This window comes from Streptomyces sp. SID13031 (genome assembly GCF_010548305.1).
Classification (GTDB): Bacteria; Actinomycetota; Actinomycetes; order Propionibacteriales; family Kribbellaceae; genus Kribbella.
Genome location: NZ_JAAGLV010000018.1, coordinates 1 through 23,647 on the forward strand (window position 1 = coordinate 1; position 23,647 = coordinate 23,647).

Sequence of the window (23,647 nt, forward strand, 5' to 3'; positions counted from 1 at the left end):
GGCGGCCTTGACGATGTTGTGCAGGCGCAGCGGGCTCAGCGTGTCGACGATGTCTGCGACGCGGCGGTCGACGATGCCGGCGGCTTCTTCGGACAGTTCCCTGCAGGCCGTCGCGATGTTGCAGGCCTTCCACGCGGTGGCGTGCCCCGACAAGACCTGAGCCCAGATCCTGGGCAGGCGATGACGCAACGCCAGGGCCTGACCCATGTACTTGGCCGCCGAGGTGGTACTACGGCCGATCATCACCCCGAACTCGGCCACCGCGAACTCCTCAACACTCGGGCACCCGGACCCGCCGTAGACCCTGCTCTGCTCGCCGCCGGGAACCAACTCGTGGTCAGAGACGGTCGCTGTGCCGGGATGGAGATCGGCGAAGTGCAGGCCGTGGCGCAGGATCTCGACATCGATCCAGTTGCGCTGGACGTGCAGCTCACCGACCGAGGAGAGCGTCTCCCGGGCCGTGTAATCGGCGAGATCAGATGCGAACATGTGTGTTCGATACTATGCTAAGCAGGCGGTCGCTACCAAATCGCTTCCGGGCTCGAATCTCCTTACGCACAAGGCGATTACAAGCCAGCCAGAGCGAGGAGCGGCGATGGCTTATCTGGTGGGGGTGATCACCAGAGCGTCTCCGACGGGGCGTTCGCCGGTGGCGTCGGAGGGGGTGTTCAAGACCTTGCCATTGGCAACCATTGTGGTCGAGCCGCCGCCATCCAGGTTGATGGCATTGCGGAGGCCGAAGGACTTGGCTACTGCTGCGGCTTCACCGATGCCGAGGCCGAGGCTGTCGACGTTGCGGCCGTCGGCGGTGATCAGGACGGTGCGGCCCTGGACGTCGACGCCGGCGATCGTGCGGGGGTTTCGCTTGTGGACCCACCCGTAGTAGAAGCTCGGGTTGCCGGCGGGGGCCATGCCGTCGGCCTTTGGGGTTGCTCCGACGCGGCCGTCGTGGATGAGCTCGGGGCCGCCGTTCACGATCGTCGTACTGCGGGACAGGCGGATGTCGCGGCCACGGGTATCGGTGAGGGACGCACGGATGTCCACGTGCTTGCCTGGCTTTGCAGCTGCCAGGAGTGGGGCCACCTGGGCGCCGGTTGCCTGGATAGTGCGGCCCCCTTCGGGGATTGCGCCGCCTCGGGTGGTCGGGCGGATCGCGGTGACGGTGCCACGACGGTCGAGGATGACCTCGGCGCCGAGGCCGCTGGGGGTGAGGGCGGCGTAGGTCGAGTCGAAGGCGATCAGTTCGTCCGGGTCGGCACAGGTCACGTCGTGCAGTGGCGCGGAGGTCGGCAGGTCGTCGGCGGTGCCGCCACAGTTGCGGATCAGGCCGGGGACGCGATTCAGGCCGTCCAGCGGGAGCGGGTGACCGGCGGCCCTTACCTCGCCGTGCCAGCCGAAGCGTTCGACCGCAGTACCGCGGGCGTTGTCCGAGATGACCAGGGCGGGTCGGCCGTCGGTCGGTTCGCTGACCAGGTGGCCGTCGTACACGGCGACGCCGGCTGGGTCGCCGGGTGCGCCCGCCTTCGGATCGAGGACGAAGAAGCCGGCGTTGATCGCGCCTGTCGCACCGGTGAGGGCAGCCAGGGTGGTGGTGGTTTCGCGGGCTTCCAGATCGAGGCCATAGGAAGCATCGAGGCCGCCGCGGAACTTCTTCGGGTCGATGGTCAGTACCTGGACGTGCCAAGGACCCGTTGAGCCGCTGACGTCGTCGGGCTCGCCGTCCCAGCCGGTGTAGATGCTGGAGCCGCCCAGGCCGGTCGCGATGACCTTGGCGCGGAGTGCGTCGGCGTCGGCCTTGGCCGGGAACGAGCCGAGGCGGACGCGGTAGCCGAGCGAGTTGCCACCTGCGTCGGCGAGCTTCGGCGTCGGGACGTCCTCCACGCGGGGGTCGAGGCCGACGGCGCGGAGCTTGGCGGCGGCGGCATCGGCGGTGGGGCGATCCGAGAGTGCGGTGGCGGGCGCGTCGGGGTCGGGTGAGCTGGAGGGAATCGCCACCTCGACTGTCCAGAACGATTGCGGGCCGGCCTGGCCGCGGACGATCGTCGTCAGCGTGACGCCGGGTTGGAGGGTGCGGCTCTCACGAGTCTCGGGGAGGTTCGCCGGGCCCAGCGGCAAGACGCTCGCGGCACCAGCATGCGAGGCGGCGGCCACCGATGAAGGGTCATGCGACGGCTGGGCTGCCGCAGTACCGGCCAAAGCGGTCGCGGCCGCGAGGGAGGCCGCGGCCGCCAGGACCGCAGTACGCGAAGACAATGCTGGGCGGAAGGTCATAGTTCATTCCTATGTCACTCCCCTACCACCCGCAATGACCCGAGGGTGAACTAGCTACGAACTCAGGCGGGGGCGTCGCCGTGGTCGGGGATCTCCACCTGTACTCCGCCCTGAAGGGCCGACTGGTGGGCGTAGATGCCGGGGAGCGTGAAGCGGGCGGCGACCCAGGCGTTGACCGGCGGGAGGGTCTTGTCGGCGACGGCGCGGACGAAGTCGTCGGCGAGGAAGTGGTGCGAACCCTCGTGGCCGTTGTGCAGCCCGTCGAACTCGGAAGGCAGCCGGCTGCGGTCGTGGACCGGTGACAGCCCGGACCGGAACGCGTCGCGCAGGGCCGGGTCGACGTTCGCCAGGTCCGCGTCGTCCAGCGAACCGCTCGGCTCGGTCTCCATCAGGTTGCTGATGTCCTCCACGCCGTCCTTGGTCTGCCAGAGCGTGGTCGTGGCCAGCTGCTCGAAGCTGCCCTCGGTGCCGAACACGCGCAGTCGCGACTCACGCAGGTGCGACGGGTAGCCGACGCGGCGCATCTCGTTGGTGCGCATGATGCCGCCGTCGGCCAGCTTGAACAGCGCGGTCGCGTTGCTGAAGTCGTTGCCGAACTGGCTGATCTCCCGGTCGAAGACACCGTCGCCGCGGTCGTCCTTCACACCGATACAGGAGACGTGGGTGGCGTGCTGGCCGGTCACCGACAGCACATTGCCGACCGCGTGGGTCGGGTAGAGCATGGGCGGGAAGGAGGCGGTCTTCTTCCAGTCCTCGCCGCCGCTGTACTGGTACGCCGCGTAGAACCCGAGATCCATGTCGTGGACGTAGTCGCCCTCGGTGTAGAAGACGCGGCCGAAGTCACCGGCGGCCAGGCGCTGACGGCAGTAGACGGAGGATGGGTAGTAGAAGCTCGTCTCGCCCATCATGTAGGTCAGGCCGGTCTCCTTGACCAGCTCGATGATGCGCGCGATCTGGTCGGCCTCGATCGCCATCGGGACCGTCGAGTAGACGTGCTTGCCGGCCTCGAGCGCCTGGATCGCCATCTCGCCGTGCAGCCAGCGCTGGGTGAAGATCGCCACCGCGTCGACGTCCGAGGCGAGCATCTCCTCGAAGGACTGGTAGGTGATCGAGACGCCCTGTTTCTCGGCGACCTCGGCCAGCCGATCGGGCAATACGTCGGTCAGCCGGACGTCAACGACGTCGGGATGCGCGGACCACAGCCGCAGGAAGGAAGGGGCGAACTGGCCGGCTCCGACGACACCGATGCTGATGCTCATGAACCCAGGCAATCACACATACTCCGATCACGTAAGAACAATTCCGCACATCAAGACGCCGAGGCGGAACTCAGCTGCGGACGGCCCGGCCCAGACGGGCGCAGTGAGCAGTCACCGGTACGACGGCGAGGCGCCGATCGCGGGTCAGCCGTGCATCAAAAGGAGGGCGCGGTCCGCCGTGGCGAGCTCGAGGCGGCCGGCATCGACAGCGCCGTACGCACCGATCGGGCCACTGGTCTTACGGCCGTGCCGATTGGTCCAGAAGCCCCAGCCCGCGGGCGCGTCCGGCCACTCCGGGTCGGGCTCCCAGCCGAGCGGCGGCCGCCAGCCGACGGTCGGCGGCTCGGGCCAGCTGGGCGGTGGGTTGAATCGATGCACGGGTGGCCTTTCCCCAGTCGATCGGATGACGATCCCCAGGAGATCCGATGTTGATCAACAACTTGTCTGACTGATCAACGACCACTGGGATCGAACGTCACGCCTAAATCTTGGTAAAGATTATGGCCTCCTCCCCCACTCTGGCTAGCGATGCGGGTAGTAAGCGTTCCGTCACCAAGCGGCACGATCCGTCACCGGGGCAACAGTTGCCACCGGCCACCGCCCTTGACATCGGAGGTCTGCTGACAGACCGTGAACAGAATCGATCGGCATCATGGGGGGACCATGGATCCTGATCTGTGGAGCAGGTCCTGCACGCCGCAGGAGGTCGCGGCGCAGGACTTCGAGGGGCTGAGTGCGCTCGGGCTCTACCGCGCCCAGCTGGACCTGACCGGCATCGCCGGCGATCCGGCCCGCCTGCGCGAGCTACTCGTCGCAGTACAGACACTGCGGCGGATCGGCATCCTGGTCGAGTACGAGCTGGATCTTTTCGGCGGATCGCCGCGGTTCGCCACCGTCCGGGAGAACGTGGCACTGGTGCGGGCGATCGTGGCCGACGGTACGACGCCGGCGACCTTCACCATCAGCCCTGGCTCCGGAGAGTGCTCGCCGTGGCTCGACGCCTACCGGGAACGGGTCGGCGCCGCCGTGCAGCCGTGGCTGACCGGGCCAGCCATCCAGCTCACTGAGGCATGGTCCGAGATCGTCATCGCCGAGCGACGGCGGCTGAGCCTGAACGGCATCGCGGCGTACCGGATCGCCTTGCAGCGACTGACCCTGCGCAGTAACACCGAACTGCTCAACCTGGTCGCCGACAGCGCCCGCGAGTACGAGCTGAGCGGCGACACCTTGCTGCTCGAGCACGACCTGGTCGGCCCCCGGGTCGCCTCGCTGACCGAGATGCTAGTTGCCTTAAGCAACAGACTTCGGGCGGGCGACGCACCGCCACTCGAGCAGGCGGGATAGCCGCCGGCCCACTATTCGACACCGGTGCGAACGGTTTACGAATCGGGTTCCATCGTTGTAAATGGTTCCATGAGGATCACCCGCCCCGCTGTTCGTCAGCCGCAACACCCAGATGTGGGCGCCGGCGTTCCGGCACGTCGGCAGCCGTTGGTACATCTACTACACGGCCTCCGACGGAGTGGACGCGATCGACGGCGAACCGATCACGCACAACGGCCAGCAGTACTTCGTCTGGACCGGCCCCGGCCGTGGCCAGGGTGGACCGGCACAGCTCTACATCGTCCGGATGAGCGACCCCTGGACGGCGACCGGCGCTCGCGTCGCGATCCCGGCCGACGGTGGCTGCAGCGAAGTACGGGAAGGGTCTGGGGACCGGGGCACCACTCCTTCTTCCAGTCCCCGGACGGCACCGAGGACTGGATCGCGTATCACGGCAAGAACACCAGCACCTACACGTATGCCTTCAGGACCGCACGGGTCCAGAAGATCAGCTGGAACGCGGACGGTACGCCGAACCTCGGCAGCCCACTGGCCGCTGGCGCCACGCAGAACCTGCCATCCAGCAACACCGTGATCAGCCTCGACCGGATCGAGATCTACTCTTGAAAGGTTTCAGTAGGGCCGCCATGGGGGTTGCCTGACAAGATAGCGGCGTGCCCGAGACCACCCGTGCCCTGCTGACCGCGCAGGCAGCCACCTGGCGGCGGATCCTGGACCACCCGTTCGTCTCCCGGACCTCCGCCGGTTCGTTGCCCAAGGCCACCTTCGACCGATGGATCGCCGAGGACTACTTCTTCGTCCAGTCGTTCCACCGGTATCTCGAAGAGCTGTCCGCGGCGGCACCCGACGACGAGGCCAGGAAGGTGCTGGCGGGTGGTCTGGCCGCGCTCGTACCAGAGCTGGCGCTGTTTGAGCAGGCAGCCGCCGTGCGTGGTATCGACCTCGCCGGCGAGCCGTCGCTGCTCAACCTGGGCTACTCGTCATACCTGTTCACCTCGGTCGGCGAGGGCTGGCCGGTCGGCATCACCGTGCTCTACGCCGTCGAGAAGGCGTACTACGACGCCTGGGCGTCCGTGCGCGACACGACCGGCGCGGACACGCAGTACGCGGGCTTCATCGCGAACTGGTCGTCGCCGGAGTTCGCGGCGTACGTCGAACAGTTGGCCGAGCTGGTCGACCGCGAGTCGCTGACGCCGGCGATGACGCTGGCCTTCGACCGCGTACTGCGCTTCGAGCTCGCCTTCTGGGACCTGGTGAACGCGTGAAGAAGCCCATCCTGGTGAGTGGCATCGTCATGCTCGCACTCGTCGGGGGCGGCGGCGGGTACGTGGGCGGACAGGTGCTGGACCAGCGGACCTCGGGCGGGTCGGCCGCGCCGCTGCCGACGGGCTCGCCCGGCACTCCGACCACCACGCCGAAGCCGACGCCGTCGATCCCGTTGATCCGCAAGACGCCGCAGCCGAACCCGCTCCCGGCGCTGGAGCTCGCCGACCTGGACTTCAAGAACCGCAACTTCACCGTCACCGGAGACGTGGTCGGTCAGGTCAAGCTGTCGATCAAGGTGCCGGCCGGCTGGCAGCTCACGCCCACCAAGGACAAGCCGTCCGAGGTCAGGTTCGTCGACGAGTCGGGGGAACGCGCCATCCGGGTCCAGTCGGCGCTGGCGCCCGACACGTCGGTGAAGGACTCGCTCCAGGGCCTGGTGACGAATCTTCAGTCCAGCCAGCCGTACCAGAACAACCTGCAGACCCTGTACCAGGCCGAGGGCCAGGTCAAGGACGACGACGGCAATCTGCGGCCGGTGGCGACGCTGGTCTACACCTACATCCCCGGCGCGACGACGCGGTACGTGATCGTCCGCTTCGTCGCGACCGGCGACGGCACCGTGACCACGGTCTCGATGAGCGTCACCGGCCTGCCGAAGGAGAAGAGCGTGCTCGAGAAGATCCTCGCCGAGGCCACCGCCTCGGTCCGGATCCGCGACTGAACTCGGACCGCACGAGGGCAGCCGATCGGGCACAGCGAAATCGGCGGCAACCTTTTGGCGGTCTACGGTGTCTTAGACGTATCGGGGGCGGACCGGGAGGAGGGGTAGTCGTGGCTGGACGGGGACTTGGGCGCGCGCTGCTCGGTTCTGGCCTGCTCGCAGTGACCCTGCTCGGGGGAGCAGGGGGCTATGCGCTCGGGTTGGTGACGACGGACCAGCAGGCGTCGGCCGGTACGCCGGCCGCGCCGCTGGCCGTTACCGTCTCCCCCGGCGGGGTCCCATCGACGACGCCGCCGCCGCGGAAGCTCGTGCCGGACGACAGCGAACCATTGCGGGCGGACGAGATCCGCTACCGGACGCGGGTGTTCACCGTGACCAGCGTCGTCGCCTCGCGGGTCAGCGTGCGGGTTCCCGGCAACTGGGAAATGATCCTGCTGGACCCACCGAAGGACATGAAGTTCAACGAGCCCGAACGCCGGCGCGCGGTCCGGGTGCAGGGCGGCTTCACCATCGCCCGGGCGCCGGCCGTGTCCCTGGAGGCCCGGATCAAGCAGTTCAAGGCGCTGCCGGCGGACGGCATGGTCTCGGTCAAGTCCCACACCGTCAACCCGGTGACGAAGGACGCGACGCTGATCTACAACTATGCCGACATCGAGAGCAACACCCTCAAGTACGGCATGATCCGCTGGGTGGCAGGAGCGAAAGGCCTGTGCATCCTCGAGATCGCCGTCACCGGCCTACCACAGGACAAGGCGGCCCTGGCCGACATCCTCGACCATGCCTCCGAGTCGGCCACTCGCACCGACTAGCTCATTTGGGCCAGATGGTGCGGAAGATGGCCGAGCGTAGGCGGTAGAAGCGGCGGCGGCTCGACTGGACCAAGGCAGGGGACGGGCGGAGCCGCTCGGCGACATCTCTCACGGGGATCCTTCAGCTGGAAAAGGTGACTGAGTCGGCCACCTCGATGGCCTTTGCACGCTCGGATCCAGGCACCTGCACCTGGATCAGCAGCGAGTTGTCATTCCCCGTATCGACTACTCGCTGGAGTAGCGTAGTGCCGTTTCCGCAATTCTCCGAAATCTGGTCCAGCACGGTTTGATCACCCGGATTCTCCGGCTGGATGTTGACGACCGTGCAGCCGTAGCTCTTCGGGTCGGGCACGACACTCGTCGGCGCCGCACTATGGCTCATCAGTCCGACGAAAACGCCCGGGGTGTTGTTACCCGGAGTGTCCCAGGTGTTGTCCTGGCTGACCCGCAGGGCCGGGCGCTCCCCCTGGGCCCCCGGCGGGCTCCAGTTCGAGGTGGAGATTCTGTGCGCCCAGTCGCGCGGCAGTTCGACCGAGAAATTGCCCTTGGTGACCTTCCTGAGCCCGCTGGTCGTGTCGAGGTACCGCTGGACGCCGAACCCGGCACCGGCGCCCAGAATCAGCGCGAGCACCGCGGCCAATATCCAGCGTCCCCGGCGTCGAGCGGGCTTACCCGCCGGCGTCGACGAGGTGGGATCAGCCAGAGCCGGCATCGGCTCGGCAGCTGCGGTCGTTGCGGCCTCAGCGATCGGGGTGCCGACTGCGTCGGCGGCGACAGTCGTGGCACCGGTCTTGACGCCGGTCTTGACGATGGTCGGGGCGTTGGACTCGCTCAGCGCGGTCTTCTCGCCGACCTCCGTCTCGTCGGTCGGATGGGTCGGACTGGTCCGGCTGGTCACCACCTTGGCGGCCGGGGTGGTGGCCAGCAGCGCCGCCAGGACCGGAGTACCGGTTCCGGCGATGAAGCTCTGGGTCGTCTCGTCGAGGCCGCCGACCAGCTCGCGGGTGAAGGACTCGATATCCGGCCAGCGCTTCTCGCGGTCCGGGTCGAGCGCACGGACGATCGCCGCGTCGACCCGCTCGGGGACGTCGAAGCCCAGCGAACTGGGTGGCGGCGCCGCCTTGACCCGCCCGGCGGCGCCCAGGCCGTCCACCTGATGCGGGGACCGGCCGGTCAACGCTGCGTAGGCGACTGCCCCCAGGGAGTACTGGTCGGCGCGCTGGTCGAGCCGCTCCCCCATTGCCTGCTCGGGGGCGACGTACGACGGAGTCCCGCCGGGCATCGTGATCCTCGACACCTCGTCGAGCGACTTGCCCAGACCGAGATCGGACAGCACGGCTCGCTCGCCGTCGTCGTCGGTACTGCGGAAGAGCACGTTGGCCGGCTTCACGTCGCGGTGCAGCAGCCCGCGCCGGTGCAGTGCCTGGAGGCCACGCCCGACCTGGACGATCACCCCGATGGCCGGCTCCAGCGCCAGCGGCTCGTTCTTCAGCCGGTCCGCGAGTGTGCCGCGGTCGGCGTAGGTGAGCACCAGGAACGGTCTGCCGTCCTCCAACTCCCCCACGTCGTGGACCTGGACGACATGCTCGGACTCGACTCGGCGCAGGAACCGCCCCTCCTCGAGGAAGCGGCGCCGGACCGAGTCGTCATGCGCCCAGTTGTCGGCCAGCACCTTGACCGCCACCTCGGCGTCGAGTTGCTCGTCGTGCGCGAGCCATACCGTGGCGAAACCGCCTGAGCCCAGGCGACGGCGCACGACGTACCGGCCTAGTCTGGATGGGACCCCCATACAGGGCATTATGGTGCACGCGGAGTCCTACGCCCTGGGGACCGATGACAACGAAGGCGCAGATGAGCGAAAGCAGCAGTCCGACCGACGACCTGGCCGTCCTGGCCGAGCGAGCCGTCGGTGGTGACAAGAACGCGATGGACGACCTGCTCAGGCTGGTCCACCCCCGCGTACTACGGATCTGCCGCAGCGTCCTGCCGTACTCCGCCGATGCCGAGGACGCGGCCCAGGAAGCGCTCCTCAACATCGCCACCAAGATCCACACGTACTCCGGCCGGAGCAGCTTCTCGACCTGGGTGCACTCGGTCGCGGCGAACTCGGCCCGCTCGACGTACCGCAAGCTGAAGCGGACCGCGCAAGCGGCGCACAACCCGGACCAGATGGACCGGCCGGACCCACGGACCACCAGCGTGATCGCGGGCACCCGCCTGGACCTCCTGGAGGCCCTGGAGACGCTGGAACGCGACCGGCCACAGATGGTGACCCCGCTGGTACTGCGCGACGTCTACGGGCTCTCCTACGAGGAGATCGCCGCCGTCGTCGGCGCACCGCTGGGCACGATCAAGTCGCGCATCCACGACGCCCGCGAGGTAGTCCGCCCGCTACTCCGCCCGAAGGACTGACAAAGCAGCTCCGAGGGACTGCCGCCAGCGGGCAGGGTGTGCTCAGATGGGTGGCATGAAGAAGCTCATCAACGACCCTGCCGATGTTGTGAGTGAAGCGCTGCAGGGAATGGCCGCAGCGCACCCCGATCGCCTCCGGGTGGATCTGGAGAACCGTATCGTCTACCGCAAGGAGGCGCCGCGGCCGGGGAAGGTCGGGCTGATCTCCGGTGGCGGCTCCGGGCACGAGCCGCTGCACGGCGGGTTCGTCGGGCTCGGGATGCTGGACGCGGCGTGTGCGGGTGAGGTCTTCACCTCGCCGGTGCCGGACCAGATGATGGCCGCGACCAAGGCCGTCGACGCGGGCGCCGGCGTGCTGCACATCGTGAAGAACTACACCGGCGACGTGATGAACTTCGAGATGGCGGCCGAGCTCGCCGCCGCCGACGCTGGTACCGAAGTGCTGTCCGTCGTGACCAACGACGACGTCGCGGTCCAGGACAGCCTCTACACCGCCGGTCGCCGCGGTGTCGGCGTCACCGTACTGCTGGAGAAGATCGTCGGCGCCGCGGCCGAGGAAGGCCGGCCGCTGCAGGAGGTCGCCGACCTGGCGAAGCGGGTCAACGACAACGGCCGCAGCATGGGGATGGCGCTCACGTCCTGCACCGTGCCGGCCGCGGGCAAGCCGACCTTCGACCTGGCCGAGAACGAGATGGAGGTCGGCGTCGGCATCCACGGTGAGCCCGGCCGGAAACGTTTGCCACTGGCATCGGCCAAGGAGATCGCCGCACTGCTCGTCGACCCTGTACTCAGCGACCTCCCCTACCAGCAAGGCGATTCAGTGATTGCCTTCGTCAACGGTATGGGCGGGACCCCGCTGCTCGAGCTGTACCTGATGTACAACGAGGTGCAGCAGCTCCTGGATCGCGCCGGCATCACCGTGGCGCGCTCGCTGGTCGGCAACTACATCACCTCGCTCGAGATGGCCGGCTGCTCGGTCACGCTACTGAAAGTGGACGACGAACTGGTACGTCTCTGGGACGCCCCGGTGAACACACCCGGCCTACGCTGGGGCTCGTGAGCATGGGAGTCGACAACTTCGCGAGCTGGCTGCGGGATGCCGCGGGGGTGTTCCATGAGAACGCGGCGTATCTGACCGAGCTCGACTCGGCGATCGGGGACGCGGATCACGGCAGCAACATGGATCGCGGGTTCGCGGCGGTCGTCGCCGTTCTGGACGAGAGCAGTTTCTCCTCCGTCGACGAGTTGCTGAAGAAGGCCGGGATGACGCTGGTCAGCAAGGTCGGCGGCGCGAGCGGACCGCTGTACGGGACGTTCTTCCTGCGCTTCGGCGCGGCGTTGGCCGGGGTGGAGATCACGCCCGCGACGGTCGGCGAGGCATTGAAGGCGGGCGTCGGCGGGATCCTTGCCCGCGGCAAGGCTGAGCTGGGCGACAAGACCATGTACGACGCGTGGGCGCCGGCGCTCGACGCGTACGACGATGCTGTCGCGGGCGGGTCCGATCTCGGTGGCGCTCTCACGGCAGCGGCCGAGGCAGCGGCGAAAGGGCGGGACGCGACGACGCCGTTGATCGCGCGCAAGGGCCGCGCGAGCTACCTCGGTGAGCGCAGCGAGGGCCACCAGGACCCGGGCGCCACCAGCACCACGCTGCTGCTGGAATCGGCCGCGCGCACGCTGGCATGACGCCGATCGCTTCGCTGTCGCCCACCGCGCACGATGAGGTGGCCGGGTGATCGGGATCGTGGTTGTTTCGCACAGCCGGGCGTTGGCGGAGGCTGCTGTCGGGTTGGCGTCCGAAATGGTTGCTGAGGGCAACCGGCCGGTGATCGCGGTGGCGGCGGGGCTGGATGAGACCACCTTCGGGACGGATGCCGCGGCGGTTGCCGAAGCGATCGGCGTGGCCGACAGTCCCGATGGGGTCCTGGTTCTGCTGGATCTGGGCAGTGCGGTGCTGAGTGCCGAGCTGGCGCTGGAGTTCGTGGATCCCGAGGTCGCCGAGCGGGTGAAGTTGTCCAGCGCGCCTTTGGTCGAAGGGCTGGTGGCAGCGGTGGTGACCGCGTCGACCGGCGCGACGCTGGACGCAGTACTGACCGAAGCTTCCCGTGGGCTGGCCGGGAAGCAGGACCATCTTGGTGACGCCGTTGCCGAAGAGCCTCCCGCACTGGAAGTTGCGCAGGGCAACAGTTTCATCGAAGTTGTCGTGAGCAACGAGCATGGGCTGCACGCCCGGCCGGCGGCGAAGGTGGTCGCGCTGGTTCAGCGGTTCCATGCCCAGGTGACGTTGACGAATCTGACCACCGGGAAGGGACCGGTCAACGCGGGCAGCCTGAGCATGGTGGCGACGCTCAACGCCCAGCAGGGGAATCGGCTGCGGATCAGCGCGAGCGGCTACGAGGCAGACGAAGCGGTCGCGGCTCTTGGCGCGCTCGCTGATCGCGCCTTCGACGACGTACCGGCGCCGGCGGCCGCCGCGGGTCCGGCGCCGGCCGGCAAGAGCGGGTCGGGGCTGGATGTCGCGGTCGGACCGGCGATCGTGGCCGATCAAGAGGTCGACCTGAGCTGGTACCAGGCTGGTGATGTCGACGCCGAGCGGCAGCGCGCGAAGGATGCGATGTGGACCGCCGAGGACCAGCTGGCCGCGCTGCGGGACAAGACGGCCGAGACGGTCGGGGCCGCGGAGGCGTCCATCTTCGACGCTCAGCTGGCCCTGCTCGGCGATGCGGTGGTGCTCGACTCGGTCTTCCAGGCGATCTCTCAAGGCGAGAACAAGGGCGCGCCGGGCGCTTGGAAGTCGACGCTGGACGAGCTCGCCACGACCTTCGAAGGGTTGGACGATCCGTACCAGCGCGAGCGCGCCCAGGACGTCCGGAGCGTTCGCGATCGGGTACTCCGCGCGCTGGTCGGCCAGCGTGAGACGGAGCCGGCGGAAGGCGGGCTGCTCGTAGTACGGGAGCTGGATGCGGCCACTGCCGCCGGGGTCGATGCCGAGCGGATCGTCGGGGTCGCCGTGCGGGCGGCCGGGACGACCGGGCACGGGGTGATCGTGGCGCGGTCGCGTGGCATCCCGGTGATCACTGGGATCGGCGAGGTCTCGGTGGCTGCGGGTGCGCTCGTTGCCTTCGACGCCCGCCGGCACGAGTTCGTGGTGGACCCCGCGGACGGTGGCGAGAGCTTCCGTACGGCGTTGCGCGAGCGCGCGGCGGAGCGGGAAGCGGCGCTGGTCGAGGCTGAGCTGCCGGCGGTGACTGTGGACGGCCGGACGATCGCGGTGCTCGCGAACGTCGGGTCGGTGCAGGATGCAGTTGATGCGCGCGGCGCTGATGGGTCGGGGCTGGTACGGACCGAGGTGCTGTTCGGTGAGCGGCGGGTGGCGCCGACCGTCGACGAGCAGGTGGAGGCGTTCCGCGCGATCGCGGCAGCGTTCGGTGGCAAGCCGATCACGATCCGGACCTGGGACATCGGTGGTGACAAGCCGCTCGCGTTCCTGCCGCAGGAGCGCGAGGCGAACCCGTTCCTGGGCGAGCGTGGGATCCGGGTGTTCCGGCGACGGCCGGAGCTGCTGCGCGATCAGTTGAAGGCCATCTGCCAGGTGGCGGCCGAGACGCCGGTGCAGGTGATGTTCCCGATGGTGACGACGGCCGAGGAGGTCGCGTGGGCCCGCGCGGAGCTCGATGCGCTCGGACCACCGGAGGGGCTGAAGGTCGGCATCATGGTCGAGGTGCCTGCGGCCGCGTTGCGGATCGCCACGCTCGCTGATGGGCTGGACTTCGTCAGCATCGGTACGAACGACCTCACGCAGTACACGACCGCCTCTGATCGCGGTAACAGCGCAGTGGCCGGGCTTGCGGACGGGCTGGATCCGGCGGTGTTGCAGCTGATCGATCGCGTGGTGCGCGGCGTGCCTGCTGGTGTCGAGGTGGCCGTCTGCGGTGATCTGGCGAGCGACCCGGACGCGGCGGTGCTGCTGGCTGGACTAGGTGTCCACGAGCTGAGCGCAGTCGGGCCACAGGTACCGACGATCAAGGCCCGCCTCCGGCGAACCGACCTCACGGCCGCAGCAGCACTCGCCACCGAAGCGCTGGCGCTCAAAGGCGCCGCTGAGGTCCGTGGCCTGCCAGGCCTCACGGCCTGACGCGGCGCCTCAGCTGTAGTAGCGCAGCTCTACGACGTTGAAGCCGTTGGTGCGGGTCTGCTTCGGTGGTAGGGCGTAGGCGTCGCCGGGCTGGAGGTAGGTGATGTCCGGGGTGTTCAGGTCCAGGTCGACGATCAGCGTCGGGTGGGCGCCGGTGTTCCAGGTGTAGGTCTCGCCCGCCTCGGGGGTGACGTGGAGGACCTGGACGTCGTGGTCGTCGACGACCACCTTGGCGGGGATCTCGCCGAGCTCGGAGAAGCGGCCGACGCCCTCACCGGGGGCGTACGGCTCGCCGGAGGCTTCCTCGCCCAGGTCGAGGAGCTCGATCAGGCGGTTCAGGTACGGCGAGTCGCCCTCGTTGGTGAGCATGTGGATCGGGGAGACCGGGCGGTAGACCGAACCACCGATGGTCTCGCTGAGCTCGCGGGCCGCGCTGCCGTCCAGCCAGTCCATCCGGCACGGGGAGGTCGCCAGGCACAGGACGACGTACGGGTTGTGGTGGAGGTGCCAGCCCTGGGCCTCGCCGGGTGCGAGGGAGACCTCCCAGACGCGGACGCGGGAGTTCTCCAGCAGTACTCCGGTGCCGATCTCGCCGAGCACGACCTCGGTGCCGTCGGGGGCCTGGACGGTGGTACCTGCGGTCATCGTGCGTCTCCGATCGGATCAACTGGGCGGTTCTGATCGACTGCGCGTTCCATCGCCACCCCCGCCAGCACGACGCCGTCGGGCATCGTCAGCTCGGCGGGCTCGACCTCGATGAAGCCGAACGACTTGTACAGCGGTACTCCGGGCAGGGTGGACATCAGCGCCAACCGGGTGAACCCGGCGGCGCGCGCGGCGTCGACGCAGGCGACGATCTCACCGTCGGCCTCGTGCACGTAGTACGTGCCGTCCTCGATCAGGGCGAGGTCCAGCCCGGCGATGTGCAGCTCAGCGCTCGCGACCTGGGTCGCGTCGTAGTACGCCGGGAAGAGGTTGAGCACGGAGGCTCGCATCAGCTCCCCGATGGCAAGGGCGTCCGCGGGGACGGCGAGGCGTTGCAGCGGCTCCACGGTGCCAGGCTATTTCAGCCGCGAGGCGCGTACATGATCAGCCCTACGCCGAGAAGGCAGACGAGCGCGCCGGCCAGGTCCCACCGATCCGGCCGGAACCCGTCGAACAGCACTCCCCAGGCGAGCGACCCGGCCACGAACACCCCGCCGTACGCCGCCAGGATGCGACCGAAGTTGCCGTCCGGCTGGAGCGTGGCGACGAACCCATAGGCGCCCAGGGCAACAACCCCGCCGAGCACCCAGAGCACCCCGCGATGCTCCCGAACCCCCTGCCAGACCAGCCACGCCCCACCGATCTCAGCCACCGCCGCAACCCCGAACAATCCAATCGAACGCAGTACGGTCATACCCCGCAGGCTAGGCGCTCACGAGGTGGGTCCTTGGTAGCCGGGCGTCTCCCGCCGGAGTCAGCTCCGGTGGGAGCGGCGCATCGGAGCCTTGGCCCAGCGCCACATCACGGCGACCCAGGCCAGGGCGGGCAGGGCGAAGATCGCGGCGGCGATCTCGCGGCCGAAGACGAGGAAGACCAGGCCGGTCAGGAAGAACGGCAGCGCCAGCCAGACCGCACCGGCGAACGCGGCCCAGCGCCAGCGTCCGGGCTGACGCGGCGGCGGTGCGTAGAACCCGGGTTGCGGCAGCCCTTCGAAAGCAGCCTGAAGATGACCGTGCGTGACGGCTTCGTTGACGAGGTCGACCCGGCGATGCAACTCCAGCTCGTCGAGCCGCCCGATCGCGAACTGCTCGCAGAGCTCGTCGATGGCCACCCGGCGTTCCTCGTCGGTCAACCGGACCGGCATCATCCGGCGGCGCGCGGCAACCGCCCGGGCCTCCTGGCCCGCTGCAGCCGCATAACCCGCCAGGCCGGCCAGATCAGCCTTCGGCCGGCCCTTGTACCGATCGGTCATCCGCACACCCCACTCCCTCTTCCCGAGTGTGCCAGACCACTGGTCACCCAAGACTGCGCCGAACGGCCTCCCCGGCGGATATGGTGCTACGCGAGTGAGAGGGGCAGCCGCCTGTGCGACCGGACGAACCTGGTGCAGAAAGCCCGGAGTCGATGAAGAAGCGAGCTACTGCGTTGCGTGAGGCAGCGGGCCGGGCGAAGGCGTTGATCTCGCCACTCGGCACCCACCTCGACCTGCCGGTGACGACCGCGACCGGCAAGGATGTCTGGCACGGTCCGTATGCCACCGACTCGACCGGTCAGCTGCTCGCCGACCAGAAGTCGGTCCGTGGGCTCGCCGCGGATCTGCAGGCCAGCGCCGAGGCCTGGCTGAAGGAAGCCGAGCGCCTCGAGACCGCCGCTGCCGCGGCACCGAAGTGAGGTCGCGATGAGCTACGTCGGTTTCGACCTGGTCCGCGTTCGCGCCCTCGCCAAGGACCTGCGCAAGGTCTCGGGCACGTCGACGAGGCTGCATAGCGATGTGAAGAAGGTGCTCGAGGACGCCGAGCTGCAGCTGGCCGGCAAACCCGCGACGACGAGCGACCGGCTCGCGGCGGTCAAGCTCGGCGGGATCTTCGGTATCACCTTCGCACCGCCGGGAAGCCTGGCCGGTCCGCTGGACAGCATGGCCGGCAGCATCGAGCGCCGCGCCAACCACCTGGAGAAGTGCTCCGAGTTGATGGACAAGTGCCAGGGCACTGTCGATCCGTCGCTCGCTTTCTCCGACGAGCCGCCGCCGGACCCCAAGAAGGTCAGCGACGCCTTGAAGGCGCTGCAGGAGATGCAGAACAAGGACACCGGTATCAACGGCAACCGCGACGATCTGCGTGATGTCGCCGGCCAGCTGAAGGGATTGACCAGCGCGGAGCTGGACATGTTCCTCAACGCTGCGCCGCCGGAGCAACTGGCCGGGCTCAAGAGCCAGATGGAGAACACCAAGGGCGGCGGCTTCCCGTTCTTCGGCGACAACGGCCTGCCGGTAGGCGAACGGGTCGACTTCGCCAGCACCCTGCTGGCCAAGGCCGCCCCGCCCAACCAGGGCAAGTTGCAAACGGCCTTCCCGTGGCTGCAGCCCGGGTTCGAGTCGACCGATGTCTACCTCGACAAGTTCAACGCCCAGACCGGCAAGACCACCAACGGCATGCATTACGGCCTGCCGTCGGACCCGCTGTTCACCGACAAGCCGCTCGGCGAGGATGTTTCCCAAGGTCAGCTCGGCGACTGCTGGTACATCGCTTCACTGACGGCGACCGCCCAGCGCGATCCGGATTTCATCCGGTCAGGCATCAAGGAAAACCCGAACGGGACGATCTCGGTCCGCGTCTGGGACGGCGACGGCAACCAGCGCTGGGTGACCATGAACCGCGAGCTGCCGCTGGACGACCAGGGCAACCCGGTCGGAGCCCACGGCGACGGGTCGACCTGGTCGGCGTACTACGAGAAGGCGTTCGCGATCGCCTACGAGGACGACTCCGGTGGCGCCGGTGACGACCACCCGGACGACAAGCGCTATGACAAGAAGGAACAGGGCAGCTACGGCGCGCTGGAATGGGACTACACGGACAAGGCGCCGCCGTACGTCACCGGCAAGGATGCCGAGGGCATCGACACCGACTACGACGATGTGAAGGACGCCTTCGACAAAGGGCACCCGATCATCGTCGCGTCGAACAGCGACAAGGACGGCGTACCGGACAACTGGACGGAGGCGCAGAAGAGTGCCTACGTCACCCGGCACGTGTATTTCGTCAAGGAGGTCAAGGACGGCAAGATCGTGCTTGGCAACCCCTGGGGCCCGAATTCACCGACGGTCACGGTGACCCAGGAGGAGTTCGAAGACATGTTCGACGACGCGCAGTCACTGCAGATCGAGGGGAAGTGACGATGGAGACCTGGCGGATCCGCCAAGGAGTCCCCTACCCGGTCTCCGACGGCGACCGGGAGCTGTTGGTCGGCCTGGACGACTTCGGGCCCGAGCGGGCGCATTTGTCCGTGTTCAGCGAGGGCCAATGGGTCACCGGCTTCGAACTCGCGCCTGGAGACGAGTGCGAGATCGCCGGCAAACGCTGGCTGGTGAGTAGCATCTCCGACGGACCCCGCCCCTACCTCGAACTGAAGGAGCAAGCGTGAGAGCCGCGACGGCCCTGCTCACCGCCGGCTTGCTGGTCGGCACCCTCGCCGCCTGCTCCGACGACGATGACAAGGCGAAGGAAAGCGTCCCCCAGTGCGTCGGCAAGGACACCCCTGACAGCACCCACATCATCAGCGCCGGGCCCGGGCCGCTGCCCGGTGGCGGCCGGGCCGTCCTCCACGAGACTCACCTCGACGTGACGCCGCCGACCGCGCTGATGTATCTCCTCGACGGCAACCCGGGCGAAGCATTCGAAGCCACGGTCAGCGTGGGCAGCACGATCACAGTCAAGGCAGTGAAGTACTCGGTGGTGGAGATCTGTAGCGGGCGCGTTCAACTGGTCAAGGGCTGACGAGGCGCTCCCGTAGCCGGTCAAGCTGGTCGAAGGTCAGGCCGCTGTTGGTCAGGTAGCCGGGAATGTCGGTGGAGCCGAGGAAGGCGATCATCGCGAGGCAGGCGTCGGCGCAGTGGGCTTCGAGCGCGTCCTCGCTCATCGCCACTTCCCCCGAGGCGGCGCCCGGGTGCTCCGCGTAGTACGCGTTCATCGTCCGGACGGCGAGCTCGTAGTCGTCCAGGATGTCCGCGACCGGCGTCCGGACGAGAGTCAGCAGCATCGCGATGATCATGCCGGTACGGTCCTTGCCGGCCTTGCAGTGCACGAGTACGCCGCCTGGCGGGGCATCCGCGATCCGCGCGAACACCGACGTGATCAACCCGGGCCAGCGGCGCAGCGCATCCCCGTAGTACGCCGGGCTGTTCAGCCGCCCGCCCCACACCGCCATGAACTCGGTGTCCTGCTGGTCCTCGACGGGATGGTGGTGCACGACGTCGATCACCCGTACCTCGAGCCGCTCGTAGTCGTTCCGCAGATCGATGACGGTGGCAACCCCGGCCGCAGCCAACTGCTGCCACCCGGTATCGCTCAGCAGATCAGGCCGCGCCGACCGATAGACCCGCCCCACCGAGATCCCGCGCGTTGACCGCGCCGTCCCAGTCCAGGTCGCGGCTCACCTCAGCCAAGAGCGGCCGGCAGTGTCGCGGTCCAGGTCTCGCGGAGGTCTGCCAACGAGATCTCGAACTGGTCCTGGACGTCGAGGGACTCGCCGGTGACGACGCCGATCTTGGTGTGCGGGAAGCGGCGGGCGGTGCACATGTCGGTGAAGCGGACCTCTTCGGTCCGCGGTACGGCGACGACCGCGCGGCCGGACGACTCGGCGAAGAGGAACAGGAACGGGTCCAGACCGTCAGGGGCCCAGACGCGGGCTCCGGTACCACCGCGGAGCGCGGACTCGACCAGGACCTGCGCCACGCCGCCGTCGCTGACGTCGTGGGCGGCGTCGATCAGGCCGTCGCGGGACGCGTTGATCAGGATGTCCGCGAGCTGCTGCTCAGCGGCCAGGTCGACCGCCGGCGGGCGTCCGCCGAGGTGGCCGTGGATGACGTGCGCCCACTCCGAACCCGACAGCTCCTCCTCGGTCTCACCGAGCAGGTAGAGCTGGTGGCCCTCCATCTCGGCGGTGAAACCGATCGGAGTCCGGCGCGTCACGTCGTCGATGACACCCAGTACGCCGACCACGGGCGTCGGCAGGATCGGGGTGTCGCCGGTCTGGTTGTAGAAGGACACGTTGCCGCCGGTGACCGGGATGCCCAGCTCGATACAGCCGTCGACCAGGCCGCGGATGGCCTCGGTGAACTGCCACATCACGCCCGGGTCCTCCGGCGAACCGAAGTTCAGGCAGTCGGTGACCGCGGCCGGCCGGGCGCCGGTGGTGGCGACGTTGCGGTACGACTCGGCCAGCGCGAGCTTGGCGCCGGTGTACGGGTCGAGCTTGGCGAAGCGGCCGTTGCAGTCGGTCGAGACCGCGACGCCGAGGCCGCTCGTCTCGTCGACCCGGATCATCCCGCTGTCCTCGGGCTGCGCGAGCACCGAGTTGCCGAGCACGTACCGGTCGTACTGGTCGGTGACCCAGGACTTGTCGCACAGGTTCGGCGAGGCGATCAGCTTGAGCAGAGTGTCCCGCAGCTCCTCGCCAGTGGTTGCCCGCGGCAACTTCTCGGCGCCGTCGGCCTGCAGCTCGTCCTGCCAGGCCGGCCGCGCGTACGGGCGCTCGTAGACCGGGCCGTCGTGCGCGACGGTCCGCGGCGGTACGTCGACGACGCGCTCGCCGTGCCAGTCGATCTGCAGCAGGCCGGTGTCGGTGACCTCACCGATCACGTCGGCCTGGACGTCCCACTTCGCACAGATTTTCAGGAAGTGCTCGACATTCTCCGGCGTGACGACCGCCATCATCCGTTCCTGCGACTCGCTCATCAGAATCTCTTCTGGAGCAAGGGATGCGTCGCGCAGCGGCACCTTGTCGAGCGAGACGTGCATGCCGCCGTCGCCCGCGCTGGCCAGCTCGGAGGTCGCACACGACAGCCCTGCGCCACCGAGGTCCTGGATGCCCTCCACGATCCGGGCGGCGAACAGCTCGAGCGTGCACTCGATCAGCAGCTTCTCCATGAACGGGTCGCCGACCTGTACCGCGGGGCGCTTGGTCGGGCCGCCGTCGGCGAACGTCTCGGACGCCAGCACGGAGACGCCGCCGATGCCGTCGCCGCCGGTCTTGGCGCCGTACAGGATGATCTGGTTGCCGATACCGGTCGCGTTCGCCAGGTGCAGGTCCTCGTGCCGCATGACGCCGACACAGAGCGCGTTGACCAGCGGGTTGCCCAGGTACGTCGCGTCGAAGACGACCTCGCCGCCGATGTTCGGCAGGCCGAGGCTGTTGCCGTAGCCGCCGACGCCGGCGACGATGCCGGGCAGCACGCGCTTGGTGTCCGGCGCGTCCAGCGGGCCGAAGCGCAGCGGGTCCATCACCGCGACCGGGCGCGCGCCCATCGCCAGGATGTCGCGGACGATACCGCCGACGCCGGTCGCCGCGCCCTGGTACGGCTCGACGTACGACGGGTGGTTGTGCGACTCGACCTTGAAGGTGACCGCGTAGCCCTCGCCGATGTCGATCACGCCGGCGTTCTCGCCGATGCCCGCGAGCATCTTGCCCGCCGGGGTCTCCTGCGGGATCTCACCGAAACGCTTGAGGTGCACCTTGGACGACTTGTACGAGCAGTGCTCGCTCCACATCACCGAGTACATCGCCAGCTCGCAGCTGGTCGGCCGCCGGTCCAGGATGTCGCGGATCCGCTGGTACTCGTCCTGCTTCAGCCCGAGCTCCGCCCACGGCTGCTCCACGTCCGGCGTACTGGTCGCGTTACTGACGGTGTCGGTCGACACTTGATGACTCCTGAACTAGGTGGGACTCGGGTGAAACGGTAGCGGCCAGTAGATGGGCCACCAGCAAGGGCAGGGCGAAACCGGTCATGATTGCGGGCAGGGCGACCCCGGCGTCGTTGAGCAGCATGCCGACCAGACCGCAGGTCGACAGGGCCAGCAGGGTCGGGCGGATCATCGGCCGACTGGCGTAGAAGCGGCGGTAGCTCTCGAACGGGACCTTGTCGGGCCAGACGGTCGCGATCATCGCGAGGACGACCCCGGCGAGCATGAACCAGCCGGCCGGCGTGTGGAAGAAGGCCAGGGCCATCTCCAGCTTCCGGATCAGTACGTCGCTCACGTCACCGTCGAGCAGCCTGGCCACGAAGGTCCCGAAGTGGCTGCGCTGGTCCTCAGGCCGCAGGAAGTCGAGGAAGGCGACCGCCGAGACAGCGAGCACTCCTGCGATCCCGATTCCGACCAGGGCTTTGAGGGTGATGCTGCCGCGCCAGGTCAGCCAGGCCATCAGCAACACTGCGGGCGTCAGCGCGATGATGCCGCCGAAGTCGGTCCCCCAGCCGGGCTTGCCGTCCACGATGATCGCGAGGCCGCCGATCGCCAGTACTGCGAGGGCCGCCTTGACCCGGCTCTGGCCTCGGTCGAGCAATCTCTGAGCGACCCACCCGGCCGTGACGAGTGCGGCGACGGCGAGGGTCGCGAAGGTCGAGTTCCCGAAGCCGTAGAAGCGCCCACCGATCACGGGACCGTCGGCGAACATGCTGCCGAACTGCAGCGGCGTCCCGAGCACTCCATCGACCAGCAGGACCAGGTACGCCGCCAGCAGGACGCCCAGCGCGGCCCATTGCTTCAGCACGGTCCTGGCCACGGCCGCGAACCCGGCGCTGATCGCGAGCACGACGAAGTACAGGGAAAGGCCGGGCGACGGCCAGCGCCACCAGACGGTCGCGGTGGACAGGAAAACGGCGATGAAGAAGCCGCCCTCCGCGAGCAAGGTGAATTCGCTCGTACTTCGGGCCCGTCGGCTGCGGGTGATCAGGAACCAGCCGAGCGCGGCCAGTTGCGCCACCACCAAGGTCACCACGACGGCGATCAGCACCGGACGCGGGTGCTCGAACCGTTCGTTCGTGTCGAGGCGGTCCTCGATCACTGCGGAAGCATCGGTGTGACGGTCGCCGCCGAAGCCGATCTCGTTGCCGTCGAGGGGTCCGGGTTGCTCCTGGCCGGCCGGATCCAGCTCCTTCGCCTCGCCTCGGAGGATCGTTGCGGTGACATCGGTGAGCTGGATCAGGCCGGGCCGGCGGGTGGAGTCGCTGGTCAGCCAGCGCGGGCCGTTGTCCGGCGGGAGCTGCATCGCCACCAGCGGTTCCTGGTGGGCGGTGGCGGTCAGCTGGCTGATGCCGACGAGCAGGACCCAGCCGTCGGCCGCGCGAGCCTGGGCCACCAGGTCGGCGACCTTCTTGCGGGCTTCATCCCGGCCTTCGCGGAGCGGCATGGCGCCGGCGTCGATGATGGCGTCGCCGCAGGCCGGGCTCGCCAGTAGAGCAGGATCGAGATCGGCCGTCCAGTTCTCGACCGTGCCGTTGCTGTGGGCAAGGGCTATCGCAGCGCCGGGACCGAAGCCGCAGACGCGCTCGCGGCTCTCCGCCAGCCGGCCGAGCGGAGCGCCGGTGTGGTGCTCGGCCTGACGGTCGACGTACGTCTGCCAGTTCTGCACTTTGCCGTCGGCAACAGTCGGCAGCTCACCGCAGGCCTGGTCCGGGACGCTTCCCCAGGCGCGAGTGCCGGCGCTGATGGTCAGCCAGCCGTCGACCGGGCAGGTGTGCGGCCCGGCCGTCTTCACGGTGATCGACCCGACGTGCGACTGATCCACCAACGCGGTCAACTCAGGTGAAGACTTCACGTCGAACCACGTCAGCCCGGGCACACCGATCACCACGACCTTGGCGTACAGGCTTTGCGGCTGGGCGTTCGCAGTACCAGCTGTTCCGGCCACGAATCCCGCGACCGCGAGCAAAGCGGCCGCCACCAGCGCTAGC

25 protein-coding genes are annotated in these 23,647 nt (G+C 68.5%); 13 read left to right on the plus strand and 12 right to left on the minus strand.

Features of this window, described 5'->3' with window-relative positions; translation table 11 throughout:
- The 4 genes from G3I17_RS30115 to G3I17_RS30130 form a co-directional block, all read right to left on the minus strand.
- Positions 1-489 (minus strand): hypothetical protein (locus tag G3I17_RS30115; protein WP_203590977.1); only part of this gene is annotated, 489 nt, incomplete at its 3' end.
- 111 nt (positions 490-600) lie between these two features.
- Positions 601-2,271: a phosphodiester glycosidase family protein gene (locus G3I17_RS30120; RefSeq protein ID WP_164601013.1), complete on the minus strand. Its 1,671-nt coding sequence runs from the start codon at positions 2,269-2,271 to the stop codon at positions 601-603.
- A 62-nt stretch (positions 2,272-2,333) separates the two neighbouring features.
- The gene (locus tag G3I17_RS30125) at positions 2,334-3,530 is read right to left on the minus strand and encodes a Gfo/Idh/MocA family oxidoreductase (protein ID WP_164601014.1); all 1,197 of its coding nucleotides are present in this window, start codon (positions 3,528-3,530) and stop codon (positions 2,334-2,336) included.
- Positions 3,531-3,674: 144 nt separating this feature from the next.
- The gene (locus tag G3I17_RS30130; protein WP_164601012.1) at positions 3,675-3,908 is read right to left on the minus strand and encodes a hypothetical protein; all 234 of its coding nucleotides are present in this window, start codon (positions 3,906-3,908) and stop codon (positions 3,675-3,677) included.
- A gap of 285 nt (positions 3,909-4,193) precedes the next feature.
- Here G3I17_RS30130 and G3I17_RS30135 point away from each other — a divergent pair, with 285 nt between their 5' ends.
- The 5 genes from G3I17_RS30135 (at position 4,194) to G3I17_RS30155 (ending at position 7,670) form a co-directional block, all read left to right on the plus strand.
- Positions 4,194-4,874 carry a hypothetical protein gene (locus tag G3I17_RS30135; RefSeq protein ID WP_164601015.1) on the plus strand — a complete coding sequence of 227 codons (681 nt, stop codon included), beginning with the start codon at positions 4,194-4,196 and terminating at the stop codon, positions 4,872-4,874.
- Between the two features lie 69 nt (positions 4,875-4,943).
- Positions 4,944-5,480 (plus strand): family 43 glycosylhydrolase, encoded by a 537-nt coding sequence (locus G3I17_RS30140; protein ID WP_343238463.1) that lies wholly within the window; start codon positions 4,944-4,946, stop codon positions 5,478-5,480.
- 47 nt (positions 5,481-5,527) lie between these two features.
- Entirely contained in the window at positions 5,528-6,139 is a 612-nt protein-coding gene (locus tag G3I17_RS30145; protein ID WP_164601016.1) for a transcriptional regulator, read from the plus strand.
- Complete coding sequence (locus G3I17_RS30150) at positions 6,136-6,861, plus strand: hypothetical protein (RefSeq protein WP_164601017.1); 726 nt, start codon at positions 6,136-6,138, stop codon at positions 6,859-6,861. The genes G3I17_RS30145 and G3I17_RS30150 overlap by 4 nt, the downstream gene beginning before the upstream one ends.
- Positions 6,862-6,971: 110 nt before the next feature.
- Positions 6,972-7,670 carry a hypothetical protein gene (locus G3I17_RS30155; protein ID WP_164601018.1) on the plus strand — a complete coding sequence of 233 codons (699 nt, stop codon included), beginning with the start codon at positions 6,972-6,974 and terminating at the stop codon, positions 7,668-7,670.
- 121 nt (positions 7,671-7,791) lie between these two features.
- On the opposite strand, the gene G3I17_RS30160 is transcribed toward G3I17_RS30155, so the two are convergent.
- Positions 7,792-9,459 carry a serine/threonine-protein kinase gene (locus G3I17_RS30160; RefSeq protein WP_164601019.1) on the minus strand — a complete coding sequence of 556 codons (1,668 nt, stop codon included), beginning with the start codon at positions 9,457-9,459 and terminating at the stop codon, positions 7,792-7,794.
- Between the two features lie 62 nt (positions 9,460-9,521).
- On the opposite strand from G3I17_RS30160, the gene G3I17_RS30165 reads away from it, so the two are divergent.
- Genes G3I17_RS30165 through ptsP form a run of 4 tightly spaced genes read left to right on the plus strand, consistent with a single transcriptional unit; the run spans position 9,522 to position 14,214 of the window.
- The gene (locus G3I17_RS30165; RefSeq protein ID WP_164601020.1) at positions 9,522-10,082 is read left to right on the plus strand and encodes a sigma-70 family RNA polymerase sigma factor; all 561 of its coding nucleotides are present in this window, start codon (positions 9,522-9,524) and stop codon (positions 10,080-10,082) included.
- Positions 10,083-10,137: 55 nt separating this feature from the next.
- Positions 10,138-11,142 carry a dihydroxyacetone kinase subunit DhaK gene (dhaK, locus tag G3I17_RS30170; RefSeq protein ID WP_164601021.1) on the plus strand — a complete coding sequence of 335 codons (1,005 nt, stop codon included), beginning with the start codon at positions 10,138-10,140 and terminating at the stop codon, positions 11,140-11,142.
- A gap of 2 nt (positions 11,143-11,144) precedes the next feature.
- Positions 11,145-11,765, plus strand: a complete 621-nt coding sequence (gene dhaL, locus G3I17_RS30175) for a dihydroxyacetone kinase subunit DhaL (protein WP_164601175.1) — start codon at positions 11,145-11,147, stop codon at positions 11,763-11,765.
- A 46-nt stretch (positions 11,766-11,811) separates the two neighbouring features.
- On the plus strand, positions 11,812-14,214 hold the full coding sequence (gene ptsP, locus G3I17_RS30180) for a phosphoenolpyruvate--protein phosphotransferase (protein ID WP_164601022.1): 2,403 nt from the start codon (positions 11,812-11,814) through the stop codon (positions 14,212-14,214).
- Between the two features lie 9 nt (positions 14,215-14,223).
- Here the strand turns inward: ptsP and G3I17_RS30185 are convergent, their stop codons facing one another.
- From G3I17_RS30185 to G3I17_RS30200, 4 genes are read right to left on the minus strand one after another with little or no spacing between them, the layout of a single operon-like run.
- Positions 14,224-14,859, minus strand: a complete 636-nt coding sequence (locus G3I17_RS30185; protein WP_164601023.1) for a hypothetical protein — start codon at positions 14,857-14,859, stop codon at positions 14,224-14,226.
- The gene (locus tag G3I17_RS30190; RefSeq protein ID WP_203590978.1) at positions 14,856-15,266 is read right to left on the minus strand and encodes a hypothetical protein; all 411 of its coding nucleotides are present in this window, start codon (positions 15,264-15,266) and stop codon (positions 14,856-14,858) included. Before G3I17_RS30190 ends, G3I17_RS30185 begins: the two co-directional genes overlap by 4 nt.
- A gap of 14 nt (positions 15,267-15,280) precedes the next feature.
- Positions 15,281-15,613 (minus strand): YnfA family protein, encoded by a 333-nt coding sequence (locus G3I17_RS30195; RefSeq protein ID WP_164601024.1) that lies wholly within the window; start codon positions 15,611-15,613, stop codon positions 15,281-15,283.
- 60 nt (positions 15,614-15,673) lie between these two features.
- Positions 15,674-16,171: a DUF1707 domain-containing protein gene (locus G3I17_RS30200; protein WP_164601025.1), complete on the minus strand. Its 498-nt coding sequence runs from the start codon at positions 16,169-16,171 to the stop codon at positions 15,674-15,676.
- 152 nt (positions 16,172-16,323) lie between these two features.
- On the opposite strand from G3I17_RS30200, the gene G3I17_RS30205 reads away from it, so the two are divergent.
- Genes G3I17_RS30205 through G3I17_RS30220 form a run of 4 tightly spaced genes read left to right on the plus strand, consistent with a single transcriptional unit; the run spans position 16,324 to position 18,692 of the window.
- Positions 16,324-16,590 (plus strand): hypothetical protein, encoded by a 267-nt coding sequence (locus G3I17_RS30205; RefSeq protein WP_164601026.1) that lies wholly within the window; start codon positions 16,324-16,326, stop codon positions 16,588-16,590.
- Between the two features lie 7 nt (positions 16,591-16,597).
- Positions 16,598-18,091, plus strand: a complete 1,494-nt coding sequence (locus G3I17_RS30210; RefSeq protein WP_164601027.1) for a C2 family cysteine protease — start codon at positions 16,598-16,600, stop codon at positions 18,089-18,091.
- Positions 18,092-18,093: 2 nt separating this feature from the next.
- Complete coding sequence (locus G3I17_RS30215) at positions 18,094-18,339, plus strand: hypothetical protein (RefSeq protein ID WP_164601028.1); 246 nt, start codon at positions 18,094-18,096, stop codon at positions 18,337-18,339.
- Complete coding sequence (locus tag G3I17_RS30220) at positions 18,336-18,692, plus strand: hypothetical protein (RefSeq protein ID WP_164601029.1); 357 nt, start codon at positions 18,336-18,338, stop codon at positions 18,690-18,692. Before G3I17_RS30215 ends, G3I17_RS30220 begins: the two co-directional genes overlap by 4 nt.
- On the opposite strand, the gene G3I17_RS30225 is transcribed toward G3I17_RS30220, so the two are convergent.
- From G3I17_RS30225 to G3I17_RS30235, 3 genes are read right to left on the minus strand one after another with little or no spacing between them, the layout of a single operon-like run.
- The gene (locus G3I17_RS30225; protein WP_343238475.1) at positions 18,682-19,308 is read right to left on the minus strand and encodes a tyrosine-protein phosphatase; all 627 of its coding nucleotides are present in this window, start codon (positions 19,306-19,308) and stop codon (positions 18,682-18,684) included. The two genes, G3I17_RS30220 and G3I17_RS30225, sit on opposite strands and share 11 nt — an antisense overlap.
- Positions 19,309-19,352: 44 nt before the next feature.
- Positions 19,353-21,614: a phosphoribosylformylglycinamidine synthase subunit PurL gene (gene purL / locus G3I17_RS30230; protein WP_164601031.1), complete on the minus strand. Its 2,262-nt coding sequence runs from the start codon at positions 21,612-21,614 to the stop codon at positions 19,353-19,355.
- A complete protein-coding gene (locus G3I17_RS30235) occupies positions 21,592-23,637 on the minus strand; it encodes a hypothetical protein (protein ID WP_203590979.1) in 2,046 nt (681 codons plus the stop codon). Before G3I17_RS30235 ends, purL begins: the two co-directional genes overlap by 23 nt.
- Positions 23,638-23,647: the final 10 nt, after the last annotated feature.